The sequence below is a fragment of the Cupriavidus necator genome (assembly GCF_040578825.1).
GTDB lineage: Bacteria > Pseudomonadota > Gammaproteobacteria > Burkholderiales > Burkholderiaceae > Cupriavidus > Cupriavidus necator_E.
The window spans coordinates 32,867-53,903 of record NZ_JBEFLI010000043.1 but is presented as its reverse complement, the minus strand read 5'-3'; the positions used below and the strand labels follow the sequence as shown (position 1 = coordinate 53,903).

The 21,037-nt window shown below is 66.1% G+C and carries 19 protein-coding genes; 2 read left to right on the top strand and 17 right to left on the bottom strand.

Translation table 11 applies throughout. The annotated features are described in order from the left end of the window. Nucleotides 1-15: 15 nt before the first annotated feature. From AB1I47_RS20830 to ndk, 14 genes are all read right to left on the bottom strand, one after another. Entirely contained in the window at nt 16-1,167 is a 1,152-nt protein-coding gene (locus AB1I47_RS20830; RefSeq protein ID WP_354685616.1) for an ATP phosphoribosyltransferase regulatory subunit, read from the bottom strand. A 183-nt stretch (nt 1,168-1,350) separates the two neighbouring features. Beyond that, a complete protein-coding gene (gene hflC / locus AB1I47_RS20825; RefSeq protein ID WP_354685615.1) occupies nt 1,351-2,259 on the bottom strand; it encodes a protease modulator HflC in 909 nt (302 codons plus the stop codon). 10 nt (nt 2,260-2,269) lie between these two features. After that, the gene (gene hflK / locus AB1I47_RS20820; protein WP_354685614.1) at nt 2,270-3,616 is read right to left on the bottom strand and encodes an FtsH protease activity modulator HflK; all 1,347 of its coding nucleotides are present in this window, start codon (nt 3,614-3,616) and stop codon (nt 2,270-2,272) included. A 118-nt stretch (nt 3,617-3,734) separates the two neighbouring features. After that, the gene (hflX, locus tag AB1I47_RS20815; RefSeq protein ID WP_354685613.1) at nt 3,735-5,012 is read right to left on the bottom strand and encodes a GTPase HflX; all 1,278 of its coding nucleotides are present in this window, start codon (nt 5,010-5,012) and stop codon (nt 3,735-3,737) included. Between the two features lie 270 nt (nt 5,013-5,282). After that, nucleotides 5,283-5,522 carry an RNA chaperone Hfq gene (hfq, locus tag AB1I47_RS20810; RefSeq protein ID WP_012353158.1) on the bottom strand — a complete coding sequence of 80 codons (240 nt, stop codon included), beginning with the start codon at nt 5,520-5,522 and terminating at the stop codon, nt 5,283-5,285. A gap of 211 nt (nt 5,523-5,733) precedes the next feature. Next, complete coding sequence (der, locus tag AB1I47_RS20805; RefSeq protein WP_354685612.1) at nt 5,734-7,077, bottom strand: ribosome biogenesis GTPase Der; 1,344 nt, start codon at nt 7,075-7,077, stop codon at nt 5,734-5,736. Between the two features lie 237 nt (nt 7,078-7,314). Further along, nucleotides 7,315-8,490, bottom strand: a complete 1,176-nt coding sequence (bamB, locus tag AB1I47_RS20800; protein WP_354685611.1) for an outer membrane protein assembly factor BamB — start codon at nt 8,488-8,490, stop codon at nt 7,315-7,317. Between the two features lie 83 nt (nt 8,491-8,573). Then, nucleotides 8,574-9,206, bottom strand: coding sequence for a tetratricopeptide repeat protein (locus tag AB1I47_RS20795; RefSeq protein WP_354685610.1), 633 nt, complete (start codon nt 9,204-9,206; stop codon nt 8,574-8,576). Nucleotides 9,207-9,282: 76 nt separating this feature from the next. Then, complete coding sequence (gene hisS, locus AB1I47_RS20790) at nt 9,283-10,662, bottom strand: histidine--tRNA ligase (protein WP_354685609.1); 1,380 nt, start codon at nt 10,660-10,662, stop codon at nt 9,283-9,285. 38 nt (nt 10,663-10,700) lie between these two features. Continuing rightward, nucleotides 10,701-11,993, bottom strand: coding sequence for a flavodoxin-dependent (E)-4-hydroxy-3-methylbut-2-enyl-diphosphate synthase (ispG, locus tag AB1I47_RS20785; protein WP_354685608.1), 1,293 nt, complete (start codon nt 11,991-11,993; stop codon nt 10,701-10,703). Between the two features lie 50 nt (nt 11,994-12,043). Then, nucleotides 12,044-13,033 carry a RodZ domain-containing protein gene (locus AB1I47_RS20780; protein WP_354685607.1) on the bottom strand — a complete coding sequence of 330 codons (990 nt, stop codon included), beginning with the start codon at nt 13,031-13,033 and terminating at the stop codon, nt 12,044-12,046. Beyond that, nucleotides 13,026-13,805 carry a type IV pilus biogenesis/stability protein PilW gene (gene pilW, locus AB1I47_RS20775; RefSeq protein ID WP_354685606.1) on the bottom strand — a complete coding sequence of 260 codons (780 nt, stop codon included), beginning with the start codon at nt 13,803-13,805 and terminating at the stop codon, nt 13,026-13,028. Before pilW ends, AB1I47_RS20780 begins: the two co-directional genes overlap by 8 nt. Continuing rightward, nucleotides 13,802-14,956, bottom strand: coding sequence for a dual-specificity RNA methyltransferase RlmN (gene rlmN, locus AB1I47_RS20770; RefSeq protein ID WP_354685605.1), 1,155 nt, complete (start codon nt 14,954-14,956; stop codon nt 13,802-13,804). Before rlmN ends, pilW begins: the two co-directional genes overlap by 4 nt. A gap of 54 nt (nt 14,957-15,010) precedes the next feature. Next, nucleotides 15,011-15,436 (bottom strand): nucleoside-diphosphate kinase, encoded by a 426-nt coding sequence (gene ndk, locus AB1I47_RS20765; RefSeq protein WP_354685604.1) that lies wholly within the window; start codon nt 15,434-15,436, stop codon nt 15,011-15,013. Nucleotides 15,437-15,821: 385 nt separating this feature from the next. Here ndk and AB1I47_RS20760 point away from each other — a divergent pair, with 385 nt between their 5' ends. After that, nucleotides 15,822-16,526, top strand: coding sequence for a Bax inhibitor-1/YccA family protein (locus AB1I47_RS20760; RefSeq protein ID WP_354685603.1), 705 nt, complete (start codon nt 15,822-15,824; stop codon nt 16,524-16,526). Between the two features lie 65 nt (nt 16,527-16,591). On the opposite strand, the gene rlmD is transcribed toward AB1I47_RS20760, so the two are convergent. Beyond that, on the bottom strand, nt 16,592-18,040 hold the full coding sequence (gene rlmD / locus AB1I47_RS20755; RefSeq protein ID WP_407935876.1) for a 23S rRNA (uracil(1939)-C(5))-methyltransferase RlmD: 1,449 nt from the start codon (nt 18,038-18,040) through the stop codon (nt 16,592-16,594). 97 nt (nt 18,041-18,137) lie between these two features. Between rlmD and AB1I47_RS20750 the strand changes: the two genes are divergently transcribed. Then, nucleotides 18,138-18,992, top strand: coding sequence for an endonuclease/exonuclease/phosphatase family protein (locus tag AB1I47_RS20750; protein ID WP_354685602.1), 855 nt, complete (start codon nt 18,138-18,140; stop codon nt 18,990-18,992). A 30-nt stretch (nt 18,993-19,022) separates the two neighbouring features. Here the strand turns inward: AB1I47_RS20750 and AB1I47_RS20745 are convergent, their stop codons facing one another. Together AB1I47_RS20745 and rpoS are read right to left on the bottom strand one after the other, a co-directional pair. Further along, nucleotides 19,023-19,862 carry a 3'-5' exonuclease gene (locus AB1I47_RS20745; protein WP_354685601.1) on the bottom strand — a complete coding sequence of 280 codons (840 nt, stop codon included), beginning with the start codon at nt 19,860-19,862 and terminating at the stop codon, nt 19,023-19,025. Continuing rightward, nucleotides 19,859-21,037 carry an RNA polymerase sigma factor RpoS gene (rpoS, locus tag AB1I47_RS20740; protein ID WP_354685600.1) on the bottom strand — a complete coding sequence of 393 codons (1,179 nt, stop codon included), beginning with the start codon at nt 21,035-21,037 and terminating at the stop codon, nt 19,859-19,861. The genes AB1I47_RS20745 and rpoS overlap by 4 nt, the downstream gene beginning before the upstream one ends.

Genomic DNA, 21,037 nt, shown 5'->3' with positions numbered 1-21,037 from the left:
CCTGGCTTGTGGGCGTCAGCGCGGCACCACGGCCCAGCCGGCATCCTGGCGCACCAGTTGCCGGTCGCAGTTGAATTCATCCAGCTCATGCGTATGGCCGGGCAGCGACTGGATCACGATCTCACCGGCTGCACGCAGCGCGGAAATCGCGGCACGCAGTGCCGGATCCGCATCCCAAGGGGCGAAAATCGCCTGGGCGCGCACTTCTACGGGTGACAGGGCGGCCACTTCGCGCAGGTCCAGCGAAAAACCCGTAGCGGGCCTGGCACGGCCGAATGCCTCGCCAACCTTGTCATAGCGGCCACCGCGGGCCACGTAATTGGGCAGGCCGGCGACGTAGGCCGCGAACATCACACCACTGTGATAGTGGTAGCCGCGCAAATCCGACAGGTCGATATTGACGCTGGCGCCGCGCACCTGTACCGCCAGCGCGGCCAGTTCGTCCAGCGCGCGTCCGATCGCCGGGCTCGCCGGCAGCGTCGCGCGCGCGCGCTCCAGCACGTCCACGCCGCCGTACAGCGTCGGCAGCGCCAGCAGCGCATCGCGCTCGGTCTGCGGCAGGCCCACGGTCAGCTCGCGCAGCCCCGGCACGTCCTTGGTCTCGAGCGCAGCGAAGAGCGCGTCCTCGATCCTGCGGATCGACGGCAGCCCGGCCAGCAGCGCTTCGAGGATGCCGGCGTGGCACAGGTCGATGCGGATCTCGGACAGCCCGGCGGCCTGCAGCGCGGCCAGCATCAGATCCTGGATCTCGACGTCGGCTTCCAGGCCGGCATGGCCGTAGATCTCGGCGCCGATCTGGATCGGCTCGCGCGTGGCATGGAAGCCTGCCGGGCGCGCGTGCAGCACGTTGCCGGCGTAGCACAGGCGGGTCACGCCGGGACGGTTCAGCAGGTGGGCGTCGATGCGAGCGACCTGCGGCGTGATATCGGCGCGCAGCCCCATGGTGCGGCCGGACAGTTGGTCCACCAGCTTCAGCGTGCGCAGGTCCAGGTCATGGCCGGTGCCCGTCAGCAGCGACTCCAGGTATTCCAGCATCGGCGGCATGACCAGCTCATAGCCGTAGGTGCGGAACAGGTCCAGCATGCGGCGGCGCAGTTCCTCGATCTTGCGCGCTTCCGACGGCAGCACGTCGGCAATGTTTTCTGGCAGCAGCCAATGGTTGGACATGGTGAATCTCTTCTCGGTCATTCGGTTATCACCGGGGCCACAGGCCGCGGGTGCCGGGCCGCGCCCGGGATCTTGGTTTGGGTCGCCGGGGCGATCAAGCCATCACTCCCCGGTGATGGCTCCAGCCGGACAAAACCCCGGCAAGCCGGGGTTTTGTCTTATCGCACACGGACAAGGGCTCGCCTAGCGCTTGGCTCCGGACCCGTTCGCAGCGCCGGCCGCGGCGCCGCCGCCGGATCGCATGTAGCGGAAGAAGTCGGAATTAGGCTCCAGCACCAGCACGTCGCGCTTGTCGCGGAAGGTGCTGCGGTAGGCCTCCATGCTGCGCCAGAACTGCGCAAACTGCGGATCGCGGCCGAACGCCTCGGCATAGATCTGCGAGGCCTTGGCATCGCCCTCGCCCTTGATCACCTGCGCATCGCGGTAGGCCTCGGCCAGCACCACCTCGCGCTGGCGGTCGGCATCGGCGCGGATCTTCTCGCCCTCGGCGGCGCCGGTGGAGCGCAGTTCGTTGGCCACGCGCTTGCGCTCGGCCTCCATGCGGCGGTACACCGATTCGCTGATCGCGGGCAGCAGGTCGACGCGCTTGAGGCGCACGTCGAGGATCTCGACACCCACTGACTTGGCGTACTCGCTCATGGCACCGCGGATGGCCTGCATCACCTGCTCGCGCTCACCCGCGACCACGTCGGCCACGGTGCGCCTGCCGAACTCCTCGCGCGCCACCGCGTCGATGCGCTGGGTCATGCGGTCCTGCGCGCCGCGCAGGTTGCCGCCGAAGGCGACGAAGAACTTGCGCGGATCGGTGATGCGCCATTTGACGAACCAGTCCACCACCATGCTCTTCTTCTCGGCGGTCAGGAAGCGCTCGTTGGCCGCCACATCGATGGTTTGCAGGCGGCGGTCCATGAAGACCACGTTCTGGAACGGCGGTGGCAGCTTGAAGTGCAGGCCGGGCTCGCGCACCACCTGCTTGATCTCGCCGAAGGCGAACACCACGGCGAACTGGCGCTGGTCGACCACGAACAGCATGGAAGAGATGACGGCCAGCAGGATGAAAAAGCCGATCGCGAAGGAAATCAGTCGGTTCATGACGGTCTCCTCAGCGCGAGTCGCGGTCGCGGTTGCGCAGCGCTTCACGCGACCGGGTATCTGGCGCCGCGTCCGGCGCGGGCGCCGGCGTGCCGGCTGCGCCCGGCTGCCCCGGGGCTGCCGCCGTGCCGGCCTGGCTCTGCGCCATCAGCTTGTCCAGCGGCAGGTAGAGGAGATTGTTGCCCTGGCGCGCGTCCACCAGCACCTTGGTCGAATTGGTGTAGATCTGCTGCATGGTTTCGAGATAGATCCGGTCGCGCGTCACCTGCGGCGCCTTGGCGTATTCGGTCTGCACCGAGCGGAAGCGCGAGGCGTCGCCCTCGGCCTGCGCCACCACGCGCGAGCGGTAGGCTTCAGACTCTTCCTTCAGGCGCGCGGCCGCACCCTTGGCGCGCGGGATGATGTCATTGGCATAGGCCTGGCCTTCGCTGATGGCGCGCTCGCGGTCCTGGCTGGCCTTGTTGACGTCGTCGAACGCGGCCTGCACTTGCTCGGGCGGCTGCACGCTCTGCACGTTCACCGACAGCACGCGGATGCCGGTCTTGTACGCCGACAGGATCGCCTGGACCGACTTGGCCAGGGCCTGTGCGATCTGTTCGCGGTTCTCGTACAGCACCGCGTCCATCTTGTTGCGGCCGACGATCTCGCGCACCGAGGTCTCGGCGGCCTGTGTCACCAGTTCCTCATCGCCACCGCGGTCGGTCTTGTTGAAGAACAGGAATTCGGTGGCATCCTGGATCACGTACTGCACGGTGAAGCGCACGTCGATGATGTTCTCGTCCTGCGTCAGCATCGACGAGTCTTTCAGGTTGCTGTCCTTGATCGACGTGGCGCGGCCCACCTCGACCGAACGCACCGCCGACAGGTTGACGATCTCGGCCGACTGGACCGGCCAGGGCATGCGCCAGTTGATACCCGGACCGGCGGAATACTTGAACTTGCCGAACTGCAGGATCACCGCGGTCTGGCCTTCCTGCACCATGAAGAAGCCGCTTGCCAGCCAGATGCCGACCACCGCGGCGACGATCACGCCCGCCCCCACGCCCGAGCTCTTGCCCGGCGTGCGCGGGCCGCCAAAGCCCTGATTGCCGCCACCGCCGTTTTCCTTGCGGCCAAGCAGGCCATTCAGGCGGCGGTTGAAATCGCGCCACAGCTCGTCCAGGTCGGGCGGGCCGCCGTCCTGCTGCGGACGCTGGTTCTGCTTGCGGTTGTCGTCCTTGTTGTCGTCGTCCCCGTTCCGACCCCAGCGCGGATCGTTCAGCGAGAAGATGGCGCGCAGGCGCTGCCAGCCCGCGCGCAGCGCGAAGCGGCCGCCTGGTGTCAGGCTCGAGTCAGCATTCCGGGGAAACTGGGGCATGAAGTGCACGGGTCCGGGGAAGTTTGTAACAGGGGGATTCTAGCAGTCATCCGCGCCACATTAGGCCAATTCGCGCAATCGCGGGGGCAATCGCACCGGAATTGGGCAGAACTGCGGGTCACGGCCTGCCGGATTCCCCCGCGTCGGCGTCCTGGCCATCGGCCGCGCCGCCATCTTCTGCTGCTGCGCCGTCGCCGGCACTCTCGCCGGCGTCAGCATCGTCATACTGTGGCACATCGGCCATGCGCGGATCGTAGGGGCGCGGCTCCGGCGGCCGGCTGGCCAGCCATTGCGCCACTTCCACCAACGACTCGCGCAGCGCGTCCAGGCCGATGCCCTCGCGCGCGCTCAGGAACACGCGGGTGGGGATGCCGTCCTCGTCGCGCTCGATGCGCGGGCCCTGCTCAATCAGCTCGGGCGCCGCATCGATCTTGTTCATCACCACGATCTGCGGGATGTCCGACGCATCGATTTCCGCCAGCACGCGGTTGACCTGCTCGATCTGCTCATGGCGCACCGGGCTCGAGGCATCGACCACATGCAGCAGCAGGTCGGCATGCACGGTTTCTTCGAGCGTGGCGCGGAACGCTGCCACGAGCTGCGTCGGCAGGTCGCGGATAAAGCCGACCGTGTCGGACAGCACCACGTTGCCCAGCCCGTCCAGGAACAGCCGGCGCGAGGTGGTGTCGAGCGTGGCAAACAACTGGTCGGCCGCATAGGCGCCCGCCTTGGTCAGCGCATTGAACAGCGTCGACTTGCCCGCGTTGGTATAGCCCACCAGCGAGATGCTGAGCGTGTCGTTGCGGGTGCGCGCGCGCCGCTGCGTACTGCGCTGGCGCTGCAGCCGCGACAGGTCCGACTTGAGCCGCTTGGCGCGCTCGTCCAGCATGCGCCGGTCCAGTTCGAGCTGGCGCTCGCCCGGGCCGCCGCGCATGCCGATACCGCCCTTCTGCCGCTCCAGGTGGCTCCAGGCGCGGACCAGCCGCGAAGCGCGGTACTGCACCTGCGCCAGTTCTACCTGCACCTTGCCCACGTGGCTTTGCGCGCGCTGGCCGAAGATATCCAGGATCAGGCCGGTGCGGTCGATCACGTGGCGGTTCAGGAAGCGCTCCAGGTTGCGCTGCTGCGCCGGGCTCAGGGCGTGGTTGAACACGACCACGTCGGCATCGAGCGCATCGGCGGCTTCCTTCAGTTCCTCGGCCTTGCCCGAACCGATGAACAGCGCGGGGTCCGGCCGCGAGCGGCGGCCCGTCAGCGTATGCACCGGCAACGAGCCGGCCGTGGAGGTCAGCAGTGCCAGTTCGCTGAGGCTTTCCTGGAAATCATGCTTGCCGAAATCGACGCCGACGAGGATGGCGCGCGAGGGGGCGGTATTGGAAGTGGCTCTGGGGTCCAAGGGAGGGCGCGAAAGCGCTGGGAAATACGGGTTCAGGGGAATGTCTTGCGGAGGTCCGGCACTGCCCTGGCCCCTGCCGGGACAGGCCAACGCGCGAGGCGGAAGGTGATGCCGGAGGTTGCGGCAGCGGCGGCGGCTGCGTGTGCGGCCGCCGGGCCGCGTGGCACCGCGCGCAGCAGCGCGCCGGTGCCGGGCATCGATGCGGCGCCACGCGGCGCCAGGACGATGCCGTCAGGCGAAGGCCGCACGCTGTGGCGGCCCCCAGGCAGATCAGGCCTCGGCCGAGTCATCCACGCGGAAATTGACCGCGCGCGCCGGAACGACGGTGGAAATCGCATGCTTGTAGACCATCTGCGTCACGGTGTTGCGCAGCAGGACGACGTACTGGTCGAACGATTCGATATTGCCTTGCAGCTTGATGCCATTGACGAGGTAGATGGAAACCGGCACGTGCTCCTTGCGCAGCGCGTTCAGAAACGGGTCTTGTAGCAGTTGCCCTTTGTTGCTCATGGCACACTCCAAATTTATAGGTTTAGTGATGGATGATGGGGATGGAAATCCCCGGTTCAAGTCAATCAGCGCAAAAAGGCGCCAGAAAAAAGATCAAAAACGGTACCAAGTCGGCGTCAATGCGCAGGGAACCCCCTGCTACCGTGAATTTAGCCGCAGTTCCAAACGAACGCAAACGAAAACTGGCCCCGCCAGGGATCCGATTCCGGACTCAATCCTTCGAGTCCGCGTACGGATTTTTGTTCGTGCGGAATTCAATGCGAAGGGGTGTGCCCTTGAGCTTGAATGCCGCACGGAAACGGTTTTCCAGGTAACGCCGGTACGTTTCAGAAACGCCCGACAGCGCATTGCCGTGGACCACGATAATGGGCGGATTCGAGCCACCCTGATGCGCGTAGCGCATCTTGGGTCGCGACACGCCGACGCGCTTGGGCTGCTGGAATTCCACGGCCTCCTGCAGCACGCGCGTCAGTTGCGGCGTCGGCAGCTTGACCATGGCCGCGGCGTAGGCGTCATCGACCGAACGCAGCAGCGCGCCGATACCGGTGCGTTCGCGCGCCGACACAAAATGGAAATTCGCAAAATTCAGAAACTGCAGCTTGCGCTCCAGATCGTGTTTGATGCGGTCGCGGGTATGGCCGTCGAGACCGTCCCACTTGTTGACGCCGACCACCAGCGCACGACCCGATTCAACGATAAACCCGGCGATATGCGCATCCTGGTCCGAAATGTCCTGTTGCGCATCGAGCAGCAGAATCACCACGTTGGCGTCGGCAATGGACTGCAGCGTCTTGACCACTGAAAATTTTTCAATCGCCTCGAACACCTTGCCGCGCCGGCGCAGGCCCGCCGTATCGATCAGCGTATAGGGCTTGCCGCCGCGTTCGAACTCCACGTAAATGGCATCGCGCGTGGTGCCCGGCATATCGAACGCGATCACGCGCTCTTCACCGATCAGCGTATTGACCAGCGTGGATTTCCCCACGTTGGGGCGCCCGACGATGGCGATCTTGACGCCCCTGCCCGCATCGGGCTCTTCCTCGGCCAGCTCGGGCCGTTCCTGCACCGCGAGCTGCAGCGCCTCGTCGACCAGCTCGCGCACACCGTCGCCATGGGCAGCGGAGATCGCGTACGGATCGCCCATGCCAAGCTCGTAGAAGTCGGCCGCGACCGAGGTGTACTTCATGCCCTCGGCCTTGTTGACCGCCAGCATGATGCGTCGGCCGGTCTTGCGCAGGTAGTCGGCAATGGCGCGGTCCTGCGGCGCCAGGCCCAGGCGGCCGTCGACGATAAAGATCACCACGTCGGCCTCGACCACCGCCTGCTTGGTCTGCTTGGCCATCTCGGCGACGATGCCTTCCTTGACCACCGGCTCGAAGCCGCCGGTATCGATGGCGATAAAGGGACGATCGCCGATGCGCCCTTCCCCGTAGTGGCGGTCGCGCGTCAGGCCCGGCAGGTCGGCGACGAGGGCGTCGCGCGAGCGGGTCATGCGGTTGAATAGCGTCGACTTCCCTACATTGGGGCGGCCGACTAATGCGATAACTGGTTTCATGCAATAAACGGAAACGGGGGCCGGCAACTGCCGTCCCCCGGTAACTCCGGAGTCAATGGATCCGACGGCAGTCCACGCCACGGGGGCGCGGACTGCCGCTTGTCCTGTCGGGGCGCGCTGCAGGTCACGGGACCCGCTGCGCAATTTGCCGCACGACCAGGGATCATGCTACCGGATTCGACGCCGACCGTACCGACAGGTGTACGGCAGCGCGCATTGGCTGACTGTTCGCTATCTTCAGCCCGGCTGGAAACCGTAGACGTCGCCGTCGCGCGTCTGGATCACCAGGGTCTGCCCCGCCATCACCGGCGCGGCAGTGATGGCGCTGCCATCGGTCTTCATGCGCGCGATGACCTCACCGTCCTCGCGCGACAGGAAGTGGACATAGCCTTCAAAGTCGCCCATCACCACCGAGCGCCCCAGCGCCAGCGGCGCGCCCAGGCGGCGGTTGCGGAGCTGGTCGTTCTTCCAGCGCTCGTTGCCGTTCTGGCGGTCGAACGCATGGACCACCGACTGCTCGTCGCTGGCGTAAAGCGCATTGTCATCCTGCGCGGGTCCGCTCGGCGACGAGAAATCCTTGCCCCACTGGGGCTGGCCGGTGGCCAGTTCCAGGCACGCCACGCGGCCCTGGAAAGTGGTGGCGCACACCTGGCGCCCGCTGATCATCGGCTGGCCGGTGACGTCGTTCAGGCGCTCGATCTCCGACACGCCCTTCGGGTACGAGATCGTGCTTTCCCAGCGCAGCACGCCGTTGCCCGGCGTCAGCACGCCCAGCTTGCCGCCGGGGAAACCCATCACGATACCGTCGCCGGCGAACACCATGCCCATGGCCGCGCGCAGGTTCAGCGGCGTCTGCGAGCGCTGGTAGATCCAGCGGCGCTCGCCGGTCTCGGCATCCAGGCCGAACACGCGCGTGTCGGTGGTGCGCACCACCACCAGGCCATTGCCGACCAGCGGCGCCGACAGCACCTCGCCGTTGACCTGTTTCTTCCAGATCTGCTTGCCGCTGGCGTCAAAGGCGTAGATCGCGCCCTTCTCGCCCGCGACCGCGGTCACGGAGCCGTCGCTGCCGGGGCCGGAGGTCAGGTCCAGATCGGTCTTGGCTTTCCACAGCACGCGGCCGCTCGCGCCTTCCAGCGCCATCACGTTGCCGTTGTGGGACGACACGTAGACGTTGTTGCCCGCCGCGGCCGGCTGCATCGAATACGGGCCGCTCTTGCCCACATCGGCCTTCCATGCCTGGCGTACCGACAGCGTGGCCGACACCGGCTTGAGTTGGGCGGGCGGGTGCTTGTTCTCCTTGCTGAACAGCGCGCAGCCGCCCAGTGCGGCCAGGCAGGCGGCAGCCACCAGCGCGCGGGCCATGGTGCGGGCGGGCTGGCGATGTACGGCACGGGAAAGCACTGACGTCATAGAGTTTCGATCCTGGTTTTACGATCCGCTGGATTTACGGTGATTGGCACAAGCCAAGGTGACACAAGTCAAGGGCGGCCGTTTCAGACAGTGCCCAGCGCATCGAGCTTGAACTGGATGATCTGGCGCATCGCCGGCTCGGCCTGGCCGAGCTTGTCGAGCGCCTTGCGATAGGCCACGCGCGCATCGTCGCGCTTGTCCTGCGCGGCGAGCAGGTCGCCGCGGCGGTCGGCATACAGCGCCACGAACGCTGCCGGCGGCTCGTCCTTGAGCAGCGCCAGGCCCTTGTCGTAGGCCTTCTCGTCAAGCAGCACGCCGGCCAGGCGCACGCGCGCCAGGTGCGAATATTCTTCGTCGCCGTGGTCGATGGCCCACTGCAACTGGGTCTTGGTCGCGGCCAGGTCGCCCGCATCGTACAGCACGCGGGCGGCGACCATCGCGCTCATCTGGCCGTAGGCGGTGCGGCCGTACTTGTCTTCCAGGTCGGTCGCGGCGCGCTTGATGCGCTCGATGTCGCGCGCCTCGGCAGCCTTGAGCACCTGCTCGTACAGCACCGCGGCCTCGCCGGCCTGCCGGCGCTCCCAGTACTTCCAGCCGTTCCAGCCGGCAAACGCCAGCAGCGCGAGGATCACCACCCAGGTCAGCGCATTGCCGTACTGGCGCCACCAGGCCTTCAGATTCTCAAGCTGTTCCTGTTCTTCTAGATCGTAAGCCATGTCGAGGCAATCACCTGCGTTGTGGTTGGGTACTCGGGGTACGCTTGTATTCGGGTTTCCGGCTGGCCGGCGCGCCTTATTCGCTGGCGCCGACCATCGCGTCGATCAGGTAACCGACCAGTTCTTCGGCCGGCACGGTAGCCTGTTGTCCACCGCCTTCGGCCTGCTCGCGCTGGCGAAGTTCCTTGACCTGGACCACGCCGGCGGCGACTTCGTCCTCGCCAATGATAACGGCATAGGCCGCGCCGCTTGCGTCGGCGCGCTTCATCTGCGACTTGAAGCTGCCGCCCTTGCCGTCGGCGCTGGCGTGCAGCACCACGTCCAGGCCCGCATCGCGCAGGCGTTCGGCAGCGATCATCGCCTGCTGCGCGGCGGCCTCGCCCTGGTGCACCAGGTAGACGTCGCAGCCCACCGCCTCGGGCACCACGCCCTCTTCGCGGATCAGCTCGATGATGCGCTCGATGCCCATGGCCCAGCCGCATGCCGGCGCGGACTTGCCGCCCATCTGCGCGATCAGCGGATCATAGCGCCCGCCGCCGGCGATGGTGCCCTGCGCGCCCAGCTTGTCGGTGATCCACTCGAACACCGTCAGGTTGTAGTAGTCCAGCCCGCGCACCAGGCGCGGGTTGATCTTGAACGGGATGTTGTTGGCCTTCAGCAGGCGCTGCACGCCCTCGAAGTGCGCCAGCGACTCCTCACCCAGGAAATCGATCAGCTTGGGCGCGTTGGCCGCCATCTCCTGCAGCGCGGGATTCTTGGTGTCGAGCACGCGCAGCGGGTTGGTGTACAGGCGCCGTTTGCTGTCGTCGTCCAGGATGTCCTGGAAGCCTTCCAGGTACTTGATCAGCTCTTCGCGGTGCGCGGCGCGCTCGTTGGCCTGCCCCAGCGAATTGAGCTCCAGGCGCACGCCGGTCAGACCCAGGTCGTCCCACAGCCGCTGGCACATCAGGATGATTTCCGCATCCACGTCCGGGCCGGCAAAGCCCAGCGCCTCGGCGCCGAGCTGGTGGAACTGGCGGTAGCGGCCGCGCTGCGGACGCTCGTGGCGGAACATCGGGCCGGTGTACCACAGGCGCTTGGGACCGTCGTACAGCAAGTTGTGCTCGATGGTGGCGCGCACGGCCGCGGCGGTGCCTTCCGGGCGCAGCGTCAGCTGCTCGCCGTTGAGCGAATCGGTGAAGGAGTACATCTCCTTCTCGACAATGTCGGTCACTTCGCCGATGCCGCGCACGAACAGCTGCGTATGCTCGACGATCGGCGTGCGGATCTGCTGGTAGCCGTAGGCGCGCAGCATCGCGCGCGCGGCATTCTCGAAATGCTCCCACAGCGGCGCATCCGCCGGCAGCATGTCGTTCATGCCCTTCACGCCCTGCAGGGCCTTGGCGGCGCGCGCTTTCTGTTCTGTCTTCTGATCGGTGTTGGCGCCGTCGGCGGCCACGTTCTCGGATTGCGTCATTCTGTTCTTGTCAGCTTCTGGTACCTGGCCGGTTCGGCTCAGGCTGCCACTTCCTTGTCGGCCCGCGCAGCGCCCGGGCCGTAATGCGTGCGAACGTATTCGTCCACGATCGCCTGGAATTCCTCGGCGATGCGCTCGCCGCGCAGCGTCTTCACCTTGACGCCGTCGACGAACACCGGCGCCGCCGGCGATTCACCCGAACCCGGCAGCGAAATGCCGATATTGGCATGCTTGCTTTCGCCCGGGCCGTTGACGATGCAGCCCATCACGGCCACATCCATTTCCTCGACGCCGGGATAGGCGGTCTTCCAATGCGGCATCTGCTCGCGCAGGTAGGTCTGGATGCTGGCCGCCAGCTCCTGGAACACGGTGCTGGTGGTACGACCGCAACCCGGGCATGCAATCACCATCGGGGTGAAGTTGCGCAGGCCCATGGTCTGCAGGATTTCCTGCCCCACATACACTTCCTTCTCGCGCGGCGCGCCGGGTTCCGGCGTCAGCGAGATGCGGATGGTGTCGCCGATGCCTTCCTGCAGCAGCACCGACAGCGCCGCGGTCGACGCGACGATGCCCTTGCTGCCCATGCCGGCCTCGGTGAGGCCCAGGTGCAGCGCGTAATCGCAGCGGCGCGCCAGCTCGCGGTACACCGCGATCAGTTCCTGCACCTGCGACACCTTGCACGACAGGATGATCTGGTCGCCCGGCAGGCCGATCTCCTCGGCCTTCTTCGCCGAATCGATGGCCGAGGTGATCAGTGCCTCGATCATCACGCTCTGCGCCGGCCACGGCTCGGCACGGCCAGCGTTCTCGTCCATGATGCGCGCCAGCAGGTCCTGGTCCAGGCTGCCCCAGTTGACGCCGATGCGCACCGGCTTGTTGTAGCGGCACGCCATCTCGATCATCTGCGCGAACTGCGTGTCGCGCTTGGCGCCTTGGCCCACGTTGCCGGGGTTGATGCGGTACTTGGACAGCGCCTCGGCGCAGGCCGGATAGTCCTGCAGCAGCTTGTGGCCGTTGTAGTGGAAATCGCCCACCAGCGGCACGTCCACGCCCATGCGGTCGAGCTGCTCGCGGATCGACGGCACCGCGGCGGCCGCCTCGGGCGTATTCACCGTGATGCGCACGATTTCCGAACCCGCGCGCGCCAGTTCCTTGACCTGGATCGCCGTGCCGATGGCATCGACCGTATCCGTATTGGTCATCGACTGCACGCGCACCGGAGCGCCGCCGCCGATGGTCACCACATTGTCGCCCCATGCAACGCGCGCCTGGCGCGTCTGGCGGCGCGGCAGCGGACCGGGCAGGACGGGGAGACAGAGCTGTTGGTTCATAGCGTTACCACCTTGCAAAGACGCATCTTGCCGCAGCCTGCGTGCCCGCCTCAGGGCAGCGTCAGGCGCGCCACGTTGTTGCGGTTGGCTGCCTTCAGGTCGACCGGCTCGCCGTTGCGGGTCATCGACTCGATGCCCTTGACGTTGCCGATCACCACCTTGTACGGGGGCGTGCCGCCGCCGGCCACGACCTGGCCGGCCCTGGCGGTACCGCCCAGCACCACCTTGCCGTTCTTGTCCCGGATCTCATACCAGGTGTCGGAGGCAAAACGGATCTGCAATTCGCCCGTGCCAGCCGCGGCCGCCGGAGCTGGCGTGGCCGGCGCCGGGGCAGGCGACGTCACCGTGGCCGATGCCGCCGCAACCGGAGCCGGTGCCAGCGCGGCCGGCGCCGTCACGGCGCTGGCCGGCGCGGTCTCCGCCGACGGTGCCGGCGAATCGGCGCCCGCCATCACCGGCGGCAGTGCGGCCGTGACCGTGCCCGATTCCGTGGGCTGCGTCGCGGCGTGTTCTTCCGTCACCGCGGTCTCGGTGGCGCTGCTGCGCGTTTCGATCCAGGTGCGGATATGGTCCAGCCCGAACCAGCCGCCGGCGGCCAGCACCACCGCCACCAGCGCCAGCCAGATCCAGCGCCCGCCGGTATTGCCGGAGCGGAAGCGGTTGCGGTCATCGAAGGCCGCGTTGATGCCGCCCTCGCGCTGGCGTGCAATCTCTGCCACCTGCACCACCGGGCGCGGCTGGAAGCGTGCCAGCAGCGGGTCGATATCGACATGCAGCATGCGCGCATAGGCACGCATCACGCCCTTGGCGAAGGTCATGTCGGGCACTGCCTGGAGGTCGCCGGATTCGATCGCGCGCAGCTTGTTGGCCGCCACCTTCAGGCGCGCGCTGACGTCTTCCACCGACATCCGCTGCGCCTCGCGCTCGCGCGCCAGCGCCGCGCCGATCTCGCGCGCGGCCGCTTCGCGGTCTCCTTCGTGCGCGCCTCCGCCGACGTGCTGCGTCGGTACGGCCTGGCCGGCGCGGTCGTGCTCACTCATCCCATGCTCCTTGTTCGTAGGCGGTCAACTCACGCGAATCCGGGAAACGGCTGCGCAGTTGCGCCCCGAGCGCATCCTGCGTGCGGCTGTCGCCCTGACGGTGGGCAATGCGCGCTCCCAGCCAGAGGGATTGCGCACTGACAAACTGGCTGCTGTTGACGCGCTGGACATACTGCTGCGCCTGCGCGAAGTCGCCGCGCCGGTAGTAGACCAGCGCGAGATTGGTGTTGGCCACCGGATTGTTGCGGTCATAGCCGAGCGCGGCCTTCAGGTTCTTTTCCGCTTCGGCACTGTTGCCCCGGCGCAGCTCGCATGCGCCCAGGCTGATCAATGGCTTGACCGTGCCGCCGGCCGACGGCGCCGACATCGAGCGCTGCAGCATCGGCACGGCGTCCGCATAGCGGCCTTGCTGGCACAGGAACCAGCCGTAGTTGTTGAGCAGGTCGCCGTCGTTGGCGCGCATCGACACCGCGGTGCGGAAGCTCTCGTCGGCAAGCGCACGCTCGTTCATGTTCATGTAGATCAGCGCGCGCACATGGTATGCATCGGCCACCGACGGATCCAGGGCGATGGCCTGCTTGATCTCGTCAAGCGCGACCGCGTTCTGGCCGGCCTCGAGATAGTTGGTGGCAAGCTGCAGCCGGATGCTGGCGCGGCGCCCTGCATCGGTCTGGTCGGAAGCGGTCTGGAGATCCTGCGCCGGCGTATGCGGGAGCTGGCAGCCGGACAACATCAGCAGCCCGAGCAGGGCCGCAGCGATCAGACGGATCATGCAGGGCGAGCCTCCCCAGGCTTTCCGGTGGAGGTGACCGGAACCAGTGGCGTGATCTTGCCGAACTTGCCGCGCTCGGCCAGGCGGGTGCGGTCCTTCACCTCACCGGCAAGCTGGCCGCAGGCGGCGTCGATATCGTCGCCGCGGGTCTTGCGGATGGTGGTCACGATGCCGGCGTCCATCAGCACCTGCGCAAAGCGCCGGATCTGTTCGTTGTTGGAACGCTTCAGGCCCGATTCCGGGAAGGGGTTGAACGGGATCAGGTTGAACTTGCAGGGCACGTCGGCCACAAGCTTCCGCAGTTCCCGCGCATGCTCGACGCCGTCGTTGACGCCATCCAGCATGCAGTATTCGAAAGTAATGAAATCGCGCGGCGCGAATTCCAGGTAGCGGCGGCATGCCGCCATCAGATCGGCCAGCGGGTACTTCTTGTTCAGCGGCACCAGCACGTCGCGCAGGGCGTCGTTGGACGCGTGCAGCGACACGGCGAGGGCCACCGGGAGATCCTTCGACAGCCGGTCCATCATCGGCACCACGCCGGAGGTGGACAGCGTCACGCGGCGGCGCGACAGGCCGTAGGCGTTGTCGTCGAGCATCAGGCGCATGGCCGGCACGACGGCATCGTAGTTCAGCAGCGGCTCGCCCATCCCCATCATCACCACGTTGGAGATGACGCGGTCATCCTTGGGTCCGCGGCCCAGTTGCTCGCGCATGGCGAACTCGGCCATCCACAGCTGGCCGATGATTTCACCGGTGCTGAGGTTGCGCGAGAAGCCCTGCTTGCCGGTCGAGCAGAACCGGCAATTGACGGCGCAGCCCGCCTGCGAGGAAACGCACAGTGTGCCGCGCGTTTCCTCGGGGATGTAGACCGTTTCCACTGCATTGCCCTGGCCCACGTCGAGCAGCCACTTGCGCGTACCGTCGGCCGACAGGTTGTCGGTGATAACGGCAGGCGCGCGGATCTCGGCCCGCGTCGCGAGCTTTTCCCGCAGCGACTTGGCGAGATCCGACATGGCGTCGAAGCGGCTGGCACCGTAGTGGTGGATCCAGCGTTGCAGTTGCCGCGCACGGAACGGCTTCTCGCCGAGCTCGCCGCAATAAGCGGTGAGCGCGTCCGCGTCGAGGTCGAGCAGGTTGACGAGAGGGTTCATGACGGCAAATTCAGCTTGGGTGTCAGTCTAGTCCGTGGCAGCAGCGCCAGACAATCAGCGGCTGTAGACGTTCATGCCCGGGAAGAAGAACGACACTTCCACGGCAGCGGTTTCAGCAGCGTCCGAGCCGTGCACGGCGTTGGCGTCGATGCTGTCGGCGAAGTCGGCGCGGATGGTGCCCTTGTCGGCCTTCTTCGGGTCGGTGGCGCCCATCAGCTCACGGTTCTTGGCGATGGCGTTTTCGCCTTCCAGGGCCTGGATCATGACCGGTCCCGAAATCATGAAGTCCACCAGGTCCTTGAAGAACGGACGCTCCTTGTGGACAGCGTAGAACTGCTCGGCTTCGCCGCGCGACAGGTGCACCATCTTGGCAGCAACGATCTTCAGGCCGGCGGCCTCGAAACGGGCGTAAATCTGGCCGATAACGTTCTTGGCCACGGCATCCGGCTTGATAATCGACAGGGTGCGTTCGATCGCCATGAAAAACTCCGAAAAATGAAGGGGTTACAAATGGATTAAACGTGCAATTCTAGCACGAAGACTATGACCGTTTCGAGGGTCTGCCACGCTCTGGCGCGAGTCTTGCCCGCCCCGCGCCGCCCGCGTCCAGCAAGTAACACACAGCGCACATTACATCCTTGTCATGTCCGGAACGCAGCGGCCTGGCGCACGTCCAACGTGAGCGGCGGTTAAGTGACCGGTTAAGTGACCAAGGCACGGCGCGGGGTGTCTCGTGGGTTACCCGCCCTTGCAATTCGGCCGCCCAGATGCCACATTGACGATGGTTCCGTCCGGAGTCGATCCGAATAATCGCAAACGTTCGGTCCGATTCCCGGCGCCTCACCGTTTTGAGACAGGAGTCACCATGGATAACAAGCTGAATACCTACGGTTTCGGCAACAGTGCGTCGACCGTCACTGACGTCGTCGTTCGCAACCGGGTCTTGCGCAACACTTACTGGCTGCTGGCCATATCGATGATCCCCACCGTGCTCGGCGCGTGGATCGGCGTGGCCACCGGCTTCAGCTTCATGGCGGGCAACCCGTTCCTGTCGCTGATCCTGTTCCTGGGCATTGCGTTCGGGTTCTTCTACGGCATTGAGAAGACCAAGAACAGCAGCATGGGCGTGGTCCTGCTGCTGGCCTTCACGTTCTTCATGGGGCTGATGCTGTCGCGGCTGATCGGCGTAACACTGCAGTTCTCGAACGGGCCGGCGCTGATCATGTATGCCTTTGGCGGCACGGCGGCGGTATTCGGCGCGATGGCCACCATCGCCACGGTCAGCAAGCGTGATTTTTCCGGCCTGGGCAAGTTCCTGTTCGTCGGCGTGATCCTGCTGATCCTGGCCAGCGTCGCCAATATCTGGCTGCAGCTTCCGTCGCTGATGATCACGGTGTCGGTGATCGCCATCGGTATCTTCTCGGCGTACATCCTGTTCGATGTACAGCGCGTGGTGAACGGCGGCGAGACCAACTACATCACGGCCACGCTGGCGATCTACCTGGACGTGTACAACGTCTTCGCCAACCTGCTGGCGCTGCTGGGCATCTTCGGCGGCAGCCGCGAGTGACGGCAAACTCCGCAGCATGAAAAACCGGCCTGTTGGCCGGTTTTTCTTTGGGGCTCGCCGCGGAATCAGCCGCAGTCGAACACGGCGATCGACTCCACGTGCGAAGTGTGCGGGAACATGTTGACCACGCCCGCGCCGCTCAGCCGGTAGCCGGCCTCGTGCACCAGCAGACCGGCATCGCGTGCCAGCGTGGCCGGGCTGCACGACACATAGACGATGCGCTGCGGCAGCACGTCGCTGCCCTGCTGCGCCAGCTCGCCCAGCGCCTTGCACACCGCCAGCGCGCCTTCGCGCGGCGGATCCACCAGCCAGCGGTCGAAGCGGCCCAGCGCGGCGATATCCTCGGCGGTGACTTCAAACAGGTTGCGGCAGGCAAACTCGGTCTTGCCGGCCAGGCCGTTGTAGCCGGCATTGGCCAGGGCGCGCGTGGTCAATGCCTCGCTGCCTTCAATGCCCATCACCGACTTGCCTTGCGTCGCCAGCGGCAGCGTGAAGTTGCCGATGCCGCAGAACAGGTCCAGCAGCCGGTCCTGCGGCTGGGCGTCGAGCAGGCGCAGCGCGCGGCCGATCAGCACGCGGTTGATCTGGTGGTTGACCTGCGTGAAATCGGTCGGCTTGAACGGCATGCGGATGCCGAACTCGGGCAGCGTGTAGGCCAGCTCGGCATCGGCCGGGTAAAACGGGTAGACCGTGTCCGGACCCTTGGGCTGCAGCCAGAACTGAACCTTGTACTCGTCGGCGAAGGCGCGCAGCAGGTCCTTGTCGGCATCGGTCAGCGGCTCCAGGATGCGCAGTACCAGCGCGGTCACTTCCTGGCCCACGGCCAGTTCGATCTGCGGCATGCGGTCGCGGATCGACAAACCGCCCACCAGCTCGCGCAACGGCACCAGCATCGCCGATACATGCGGCGGCAGGATCTCGCAGCGGGTCATGTCGGCGACATAGCTGCTCTTGCGCTCATGGAAGCCCACCAGCACACCGCCCTTCTTGGCGACGTGGCGCACAGTCAGCCGCGCGCGATAGCGATAACCCCAGTCCGGCCCGGCGATCGGACGGAACACCACATCCGGCTTCACCTTGGAGAGGTGCCAGAGGTTGTCTTCCAGCACGCGCTGCTTGATTGCAAGCTGCGCACGCGAATCCAGATGCTGCATCGAGCACCCGCCACAGACGCCGAAATGCTGGCAACCGGGCTTGACCCGCATCACTGATTCTTGCCGGATTTCGGCCAGGTGGGCCTGCTCGTAGCTGGGCTTGCGGCGGAAGCTGCGGTAGCTGACGGTTTCGCCCGGCAGCGCGCCTTCGACAAAGATCACCTTGCCCGGCGTGCCGTCCTCGTTGACCAGGCGGCCGACGCCGCGCGCCTCCATGTCGAGACTGTCGATCGACACGACGGGATCCACGGCCGCGGTCACGGTATTGGCCGGAGCGCGCGTCTCCTTTGCGACGGGAGCAGCACCTTGATCAGCAGCAGCGGCTGGCGTTTCTTGTGGGAAGGACACGGCTTGGGACACCAGAGGAAACCTGACGTATTGTTTTGCGAAAGCGCGATTGTATGCCAGTCCGGGCGCGTGCCGGTGGCAGCGTCCCAACGACAGACGGAGACGACGCATGGAACTGATTTCGTGGAATATCCAATGGGGCCGCGGCGCCGACGGGCGCGTGGACCTGGGACGGCAAGTTGAAACCCTGCGCGGCATTGCCGATGCCGATGTGATCTGCCTGCAAGAGGTCACCCGCGGTTTCGGCGAACTGCGTGGCAACCCTGGCGACGACCAGGTATCAGAGCTGACCGCGCTGCTGCCCGGCTACCACCTGCTCTACGCGCCCGGTGTCGACCGGCGCGGCCCCACGGGCGCGCTCAAGCAGTTTGGCAACCTGATCGCGACGCGTCTGCCGGTGCGCGAGGTGTTCCGCCACGCGCTGCCCTGGCCGGCGGACCCACAGGTCGCATCGATGCCGCGCGTGGCGCTGGAAGCCACCGTAGAGATTGGCCCTCAGCGGCTGCGCGTGATCTGTACGCACCTCGAGTATTACTCGGCACACCAGCGCGCCGCGCAGGCCGAAGCGCTGCGCGCCTGGCATGCCGAGGCCTGCGAACATGCCCGCAGCCCCGGCCGCAGCGAGAAATGGCCGGGTCCCTTCTCGCCCGAGCCCCGCCCGGCCGAAGCCATCCTGTGCGGCGACTTCAACAGCAAACCCGACGATATCGCCTATCGCCGCATGCTAGAGCCGTACGACGATGCGACGCCGCCCTGGCGCGATGCCTGGCTGCACACGCATGCCGGCCAATCGCATGCGCCGACCTGCGCGATCCACGACAAGGAGCAATGGCCAGAGCCACCGTTTGCCTGCGATTTCATGTTCGTGACGGACAACCTCGCCGGACGTATCCGGCGTTGCGAGGTCAATGCGGATACCGCCGATTCGGACCACCAGCCGATCGTGTTGTCGCTGGACCTGTGACGGCCGTTGCCGGCGCGCGGCCGGCAACCCTCAGTCTTCGAGGTCTTCGGGTTCGGGAGCGAGGCGCTGCAGCCGGAACGCCTGCAGGTATTCCATCCATTGTTCGCCGGGCAGTTCGGCCAGCGATTCCTGCACGAATTCCATCTCGACATCGAACTCGCGCGGCGACAGACCGCCGCGCATCAGCTGGAAGCGGCAGTACATCAGGTAGGTGTTGACGACGTCGGTCTCGCAATAGGCGCGGATCTCGTCGAGCTGGCCGGCCTGATAGGCCTGCCACACCTTGCTGCCGTCCATCCCCATCTTGCCCGGGAAGCCGCACAGCTTGGCCAGGTCATCCAGCGGCGCGCTGGCACGGGGCTGGTACATCGCCAGCAGGTCCATCAGGTCCAGGTGCCGCATATGGTAGCGGCTGATGTAGTTGTTCCACTTGAAGTCACGGCTGTCTTCCTCGCGGCCCTCGCCCATTTCCCAGTAGCGCGGCGCGGTGACGCCGTTGACCAGGCCGCGGTAATGCAGCACCGGCAGGTCGAAGCCGCCGCCGTTCCATGAAACCAGCTGCGGGCTGTAGCGCGCGATCAGTTCGTAGAACTTCTGGATCAGCGTGGCTTCGTTGTCTTCCGGCGTGCCGAGCGAGCCGACGTGGAACACCGCCGAGCCGTCGCGGTGCGTGCGGCGCAGCACGCAGGAAATCGCGGCGACGCGCTGCAGGTAGTGCGGAAGAAAATCGCTGCCGGTTTTGTCGCGGCGGGCGGCGAAGGCATGCTCGGCAACTTCGCCGTCGCTCATCGCATCGGGGTGGTCATGCAAACGGCGCAGGCCGGCGACATCGGGAATGGTCTCGATGTCGAATACCAGCACAGGGGTCATAAAACGGCGTCCTTCCTGACACCTTGCGAAGCGAAATGCCGCTTGAGCTTGACCAGCGCCTCCTGCTGGATCTGGCGTACGCGCTCGCGCGTGAGGCCCATCTCCTCGGCGAGCTCTTCCAGCGTGGCGGGCTCGATATGGTTGAGCCCGAAGCGGCGCTCCACCACATAGCGATGCTTTTCCGACAGGCGCGCCAGCCAGAGCTTCATCAGCCCTTCCAGCTCGCGGTGCGCCACCTCCTGGTCGGGGGCGGCATTGTGCTCGTCGGAGAGGAAATCCAGGAGGCTCGAGCCGGGATCGAGATCGAACGGCGTATCGAGCGAGGTGGTATGTTCGTTGAGTGCCAGGACGTCCTGCACTTCGTCCGGCGTCTTGCCCAGCAGGTGGGCGATGTCTTCCAGGCTGGCGTCGCGCCCGTCGGTGCCGCCCTTCTCCAGATGGCGCTTGGCGCGCAGTACCTGGTTCAGTTCGCGGATCACGTGGACCGGCAGGCGGACCGTGCGCGCCTGGTTCATGATGGCGCGCTCGATGCTCTGGCGGATCCACCACGTTGCATAAGTCGAGAAGCGGAAACCGCGCGACGGATCGAATTTCTCGATCGCGTGCATCAGGCCGAGATTGCCTTCCTCGATCAGGTCGAGCAGCGGCACGCCGCGATTCAGATAGCCCTTGGCGATGCTGACCACCAGCCGCAGGTTGCGCTCGATCATGACCTGGCGCGCGGCGAAGTCGCCGTCCTTGGCCAGCGTGGAGAAATGCAGTTCTTCCGGCGCCGACAGCAGGGGCTTGATGCTGATGCGGTTCAGGTAATGCTGGACGGTATCGGCGGCCAGCTCGGTATGCAGCACCGAGCGGAAGTCGTCATGCTCGGCTGCCGCACCGTCGGTGCCATTCTCTGTCTCGCTCTCTTCCTCGTCGTCGGCCTCGTCTTCGTCGTCATCGCGCAGATGACGCTCGTTGTCGTCGGCGAGCAGGTCGGTCTCGCGCAGGCCCACCGAGGCCGTCGTGGCGATCGGCTCGTCGGTCACGGGAATCAGCTCCGCGGCGAGATCAGGCTCGAAGCCTTCGGCATCGGCGCGCTCGTCGGGATGTGCCACACCAGCCTTCACTTCCGGCTGCTTGGGACGGCGAGCCCTGCTGACGATTCCGGAGGAGACAGTTTTCTGGCGTGGCAT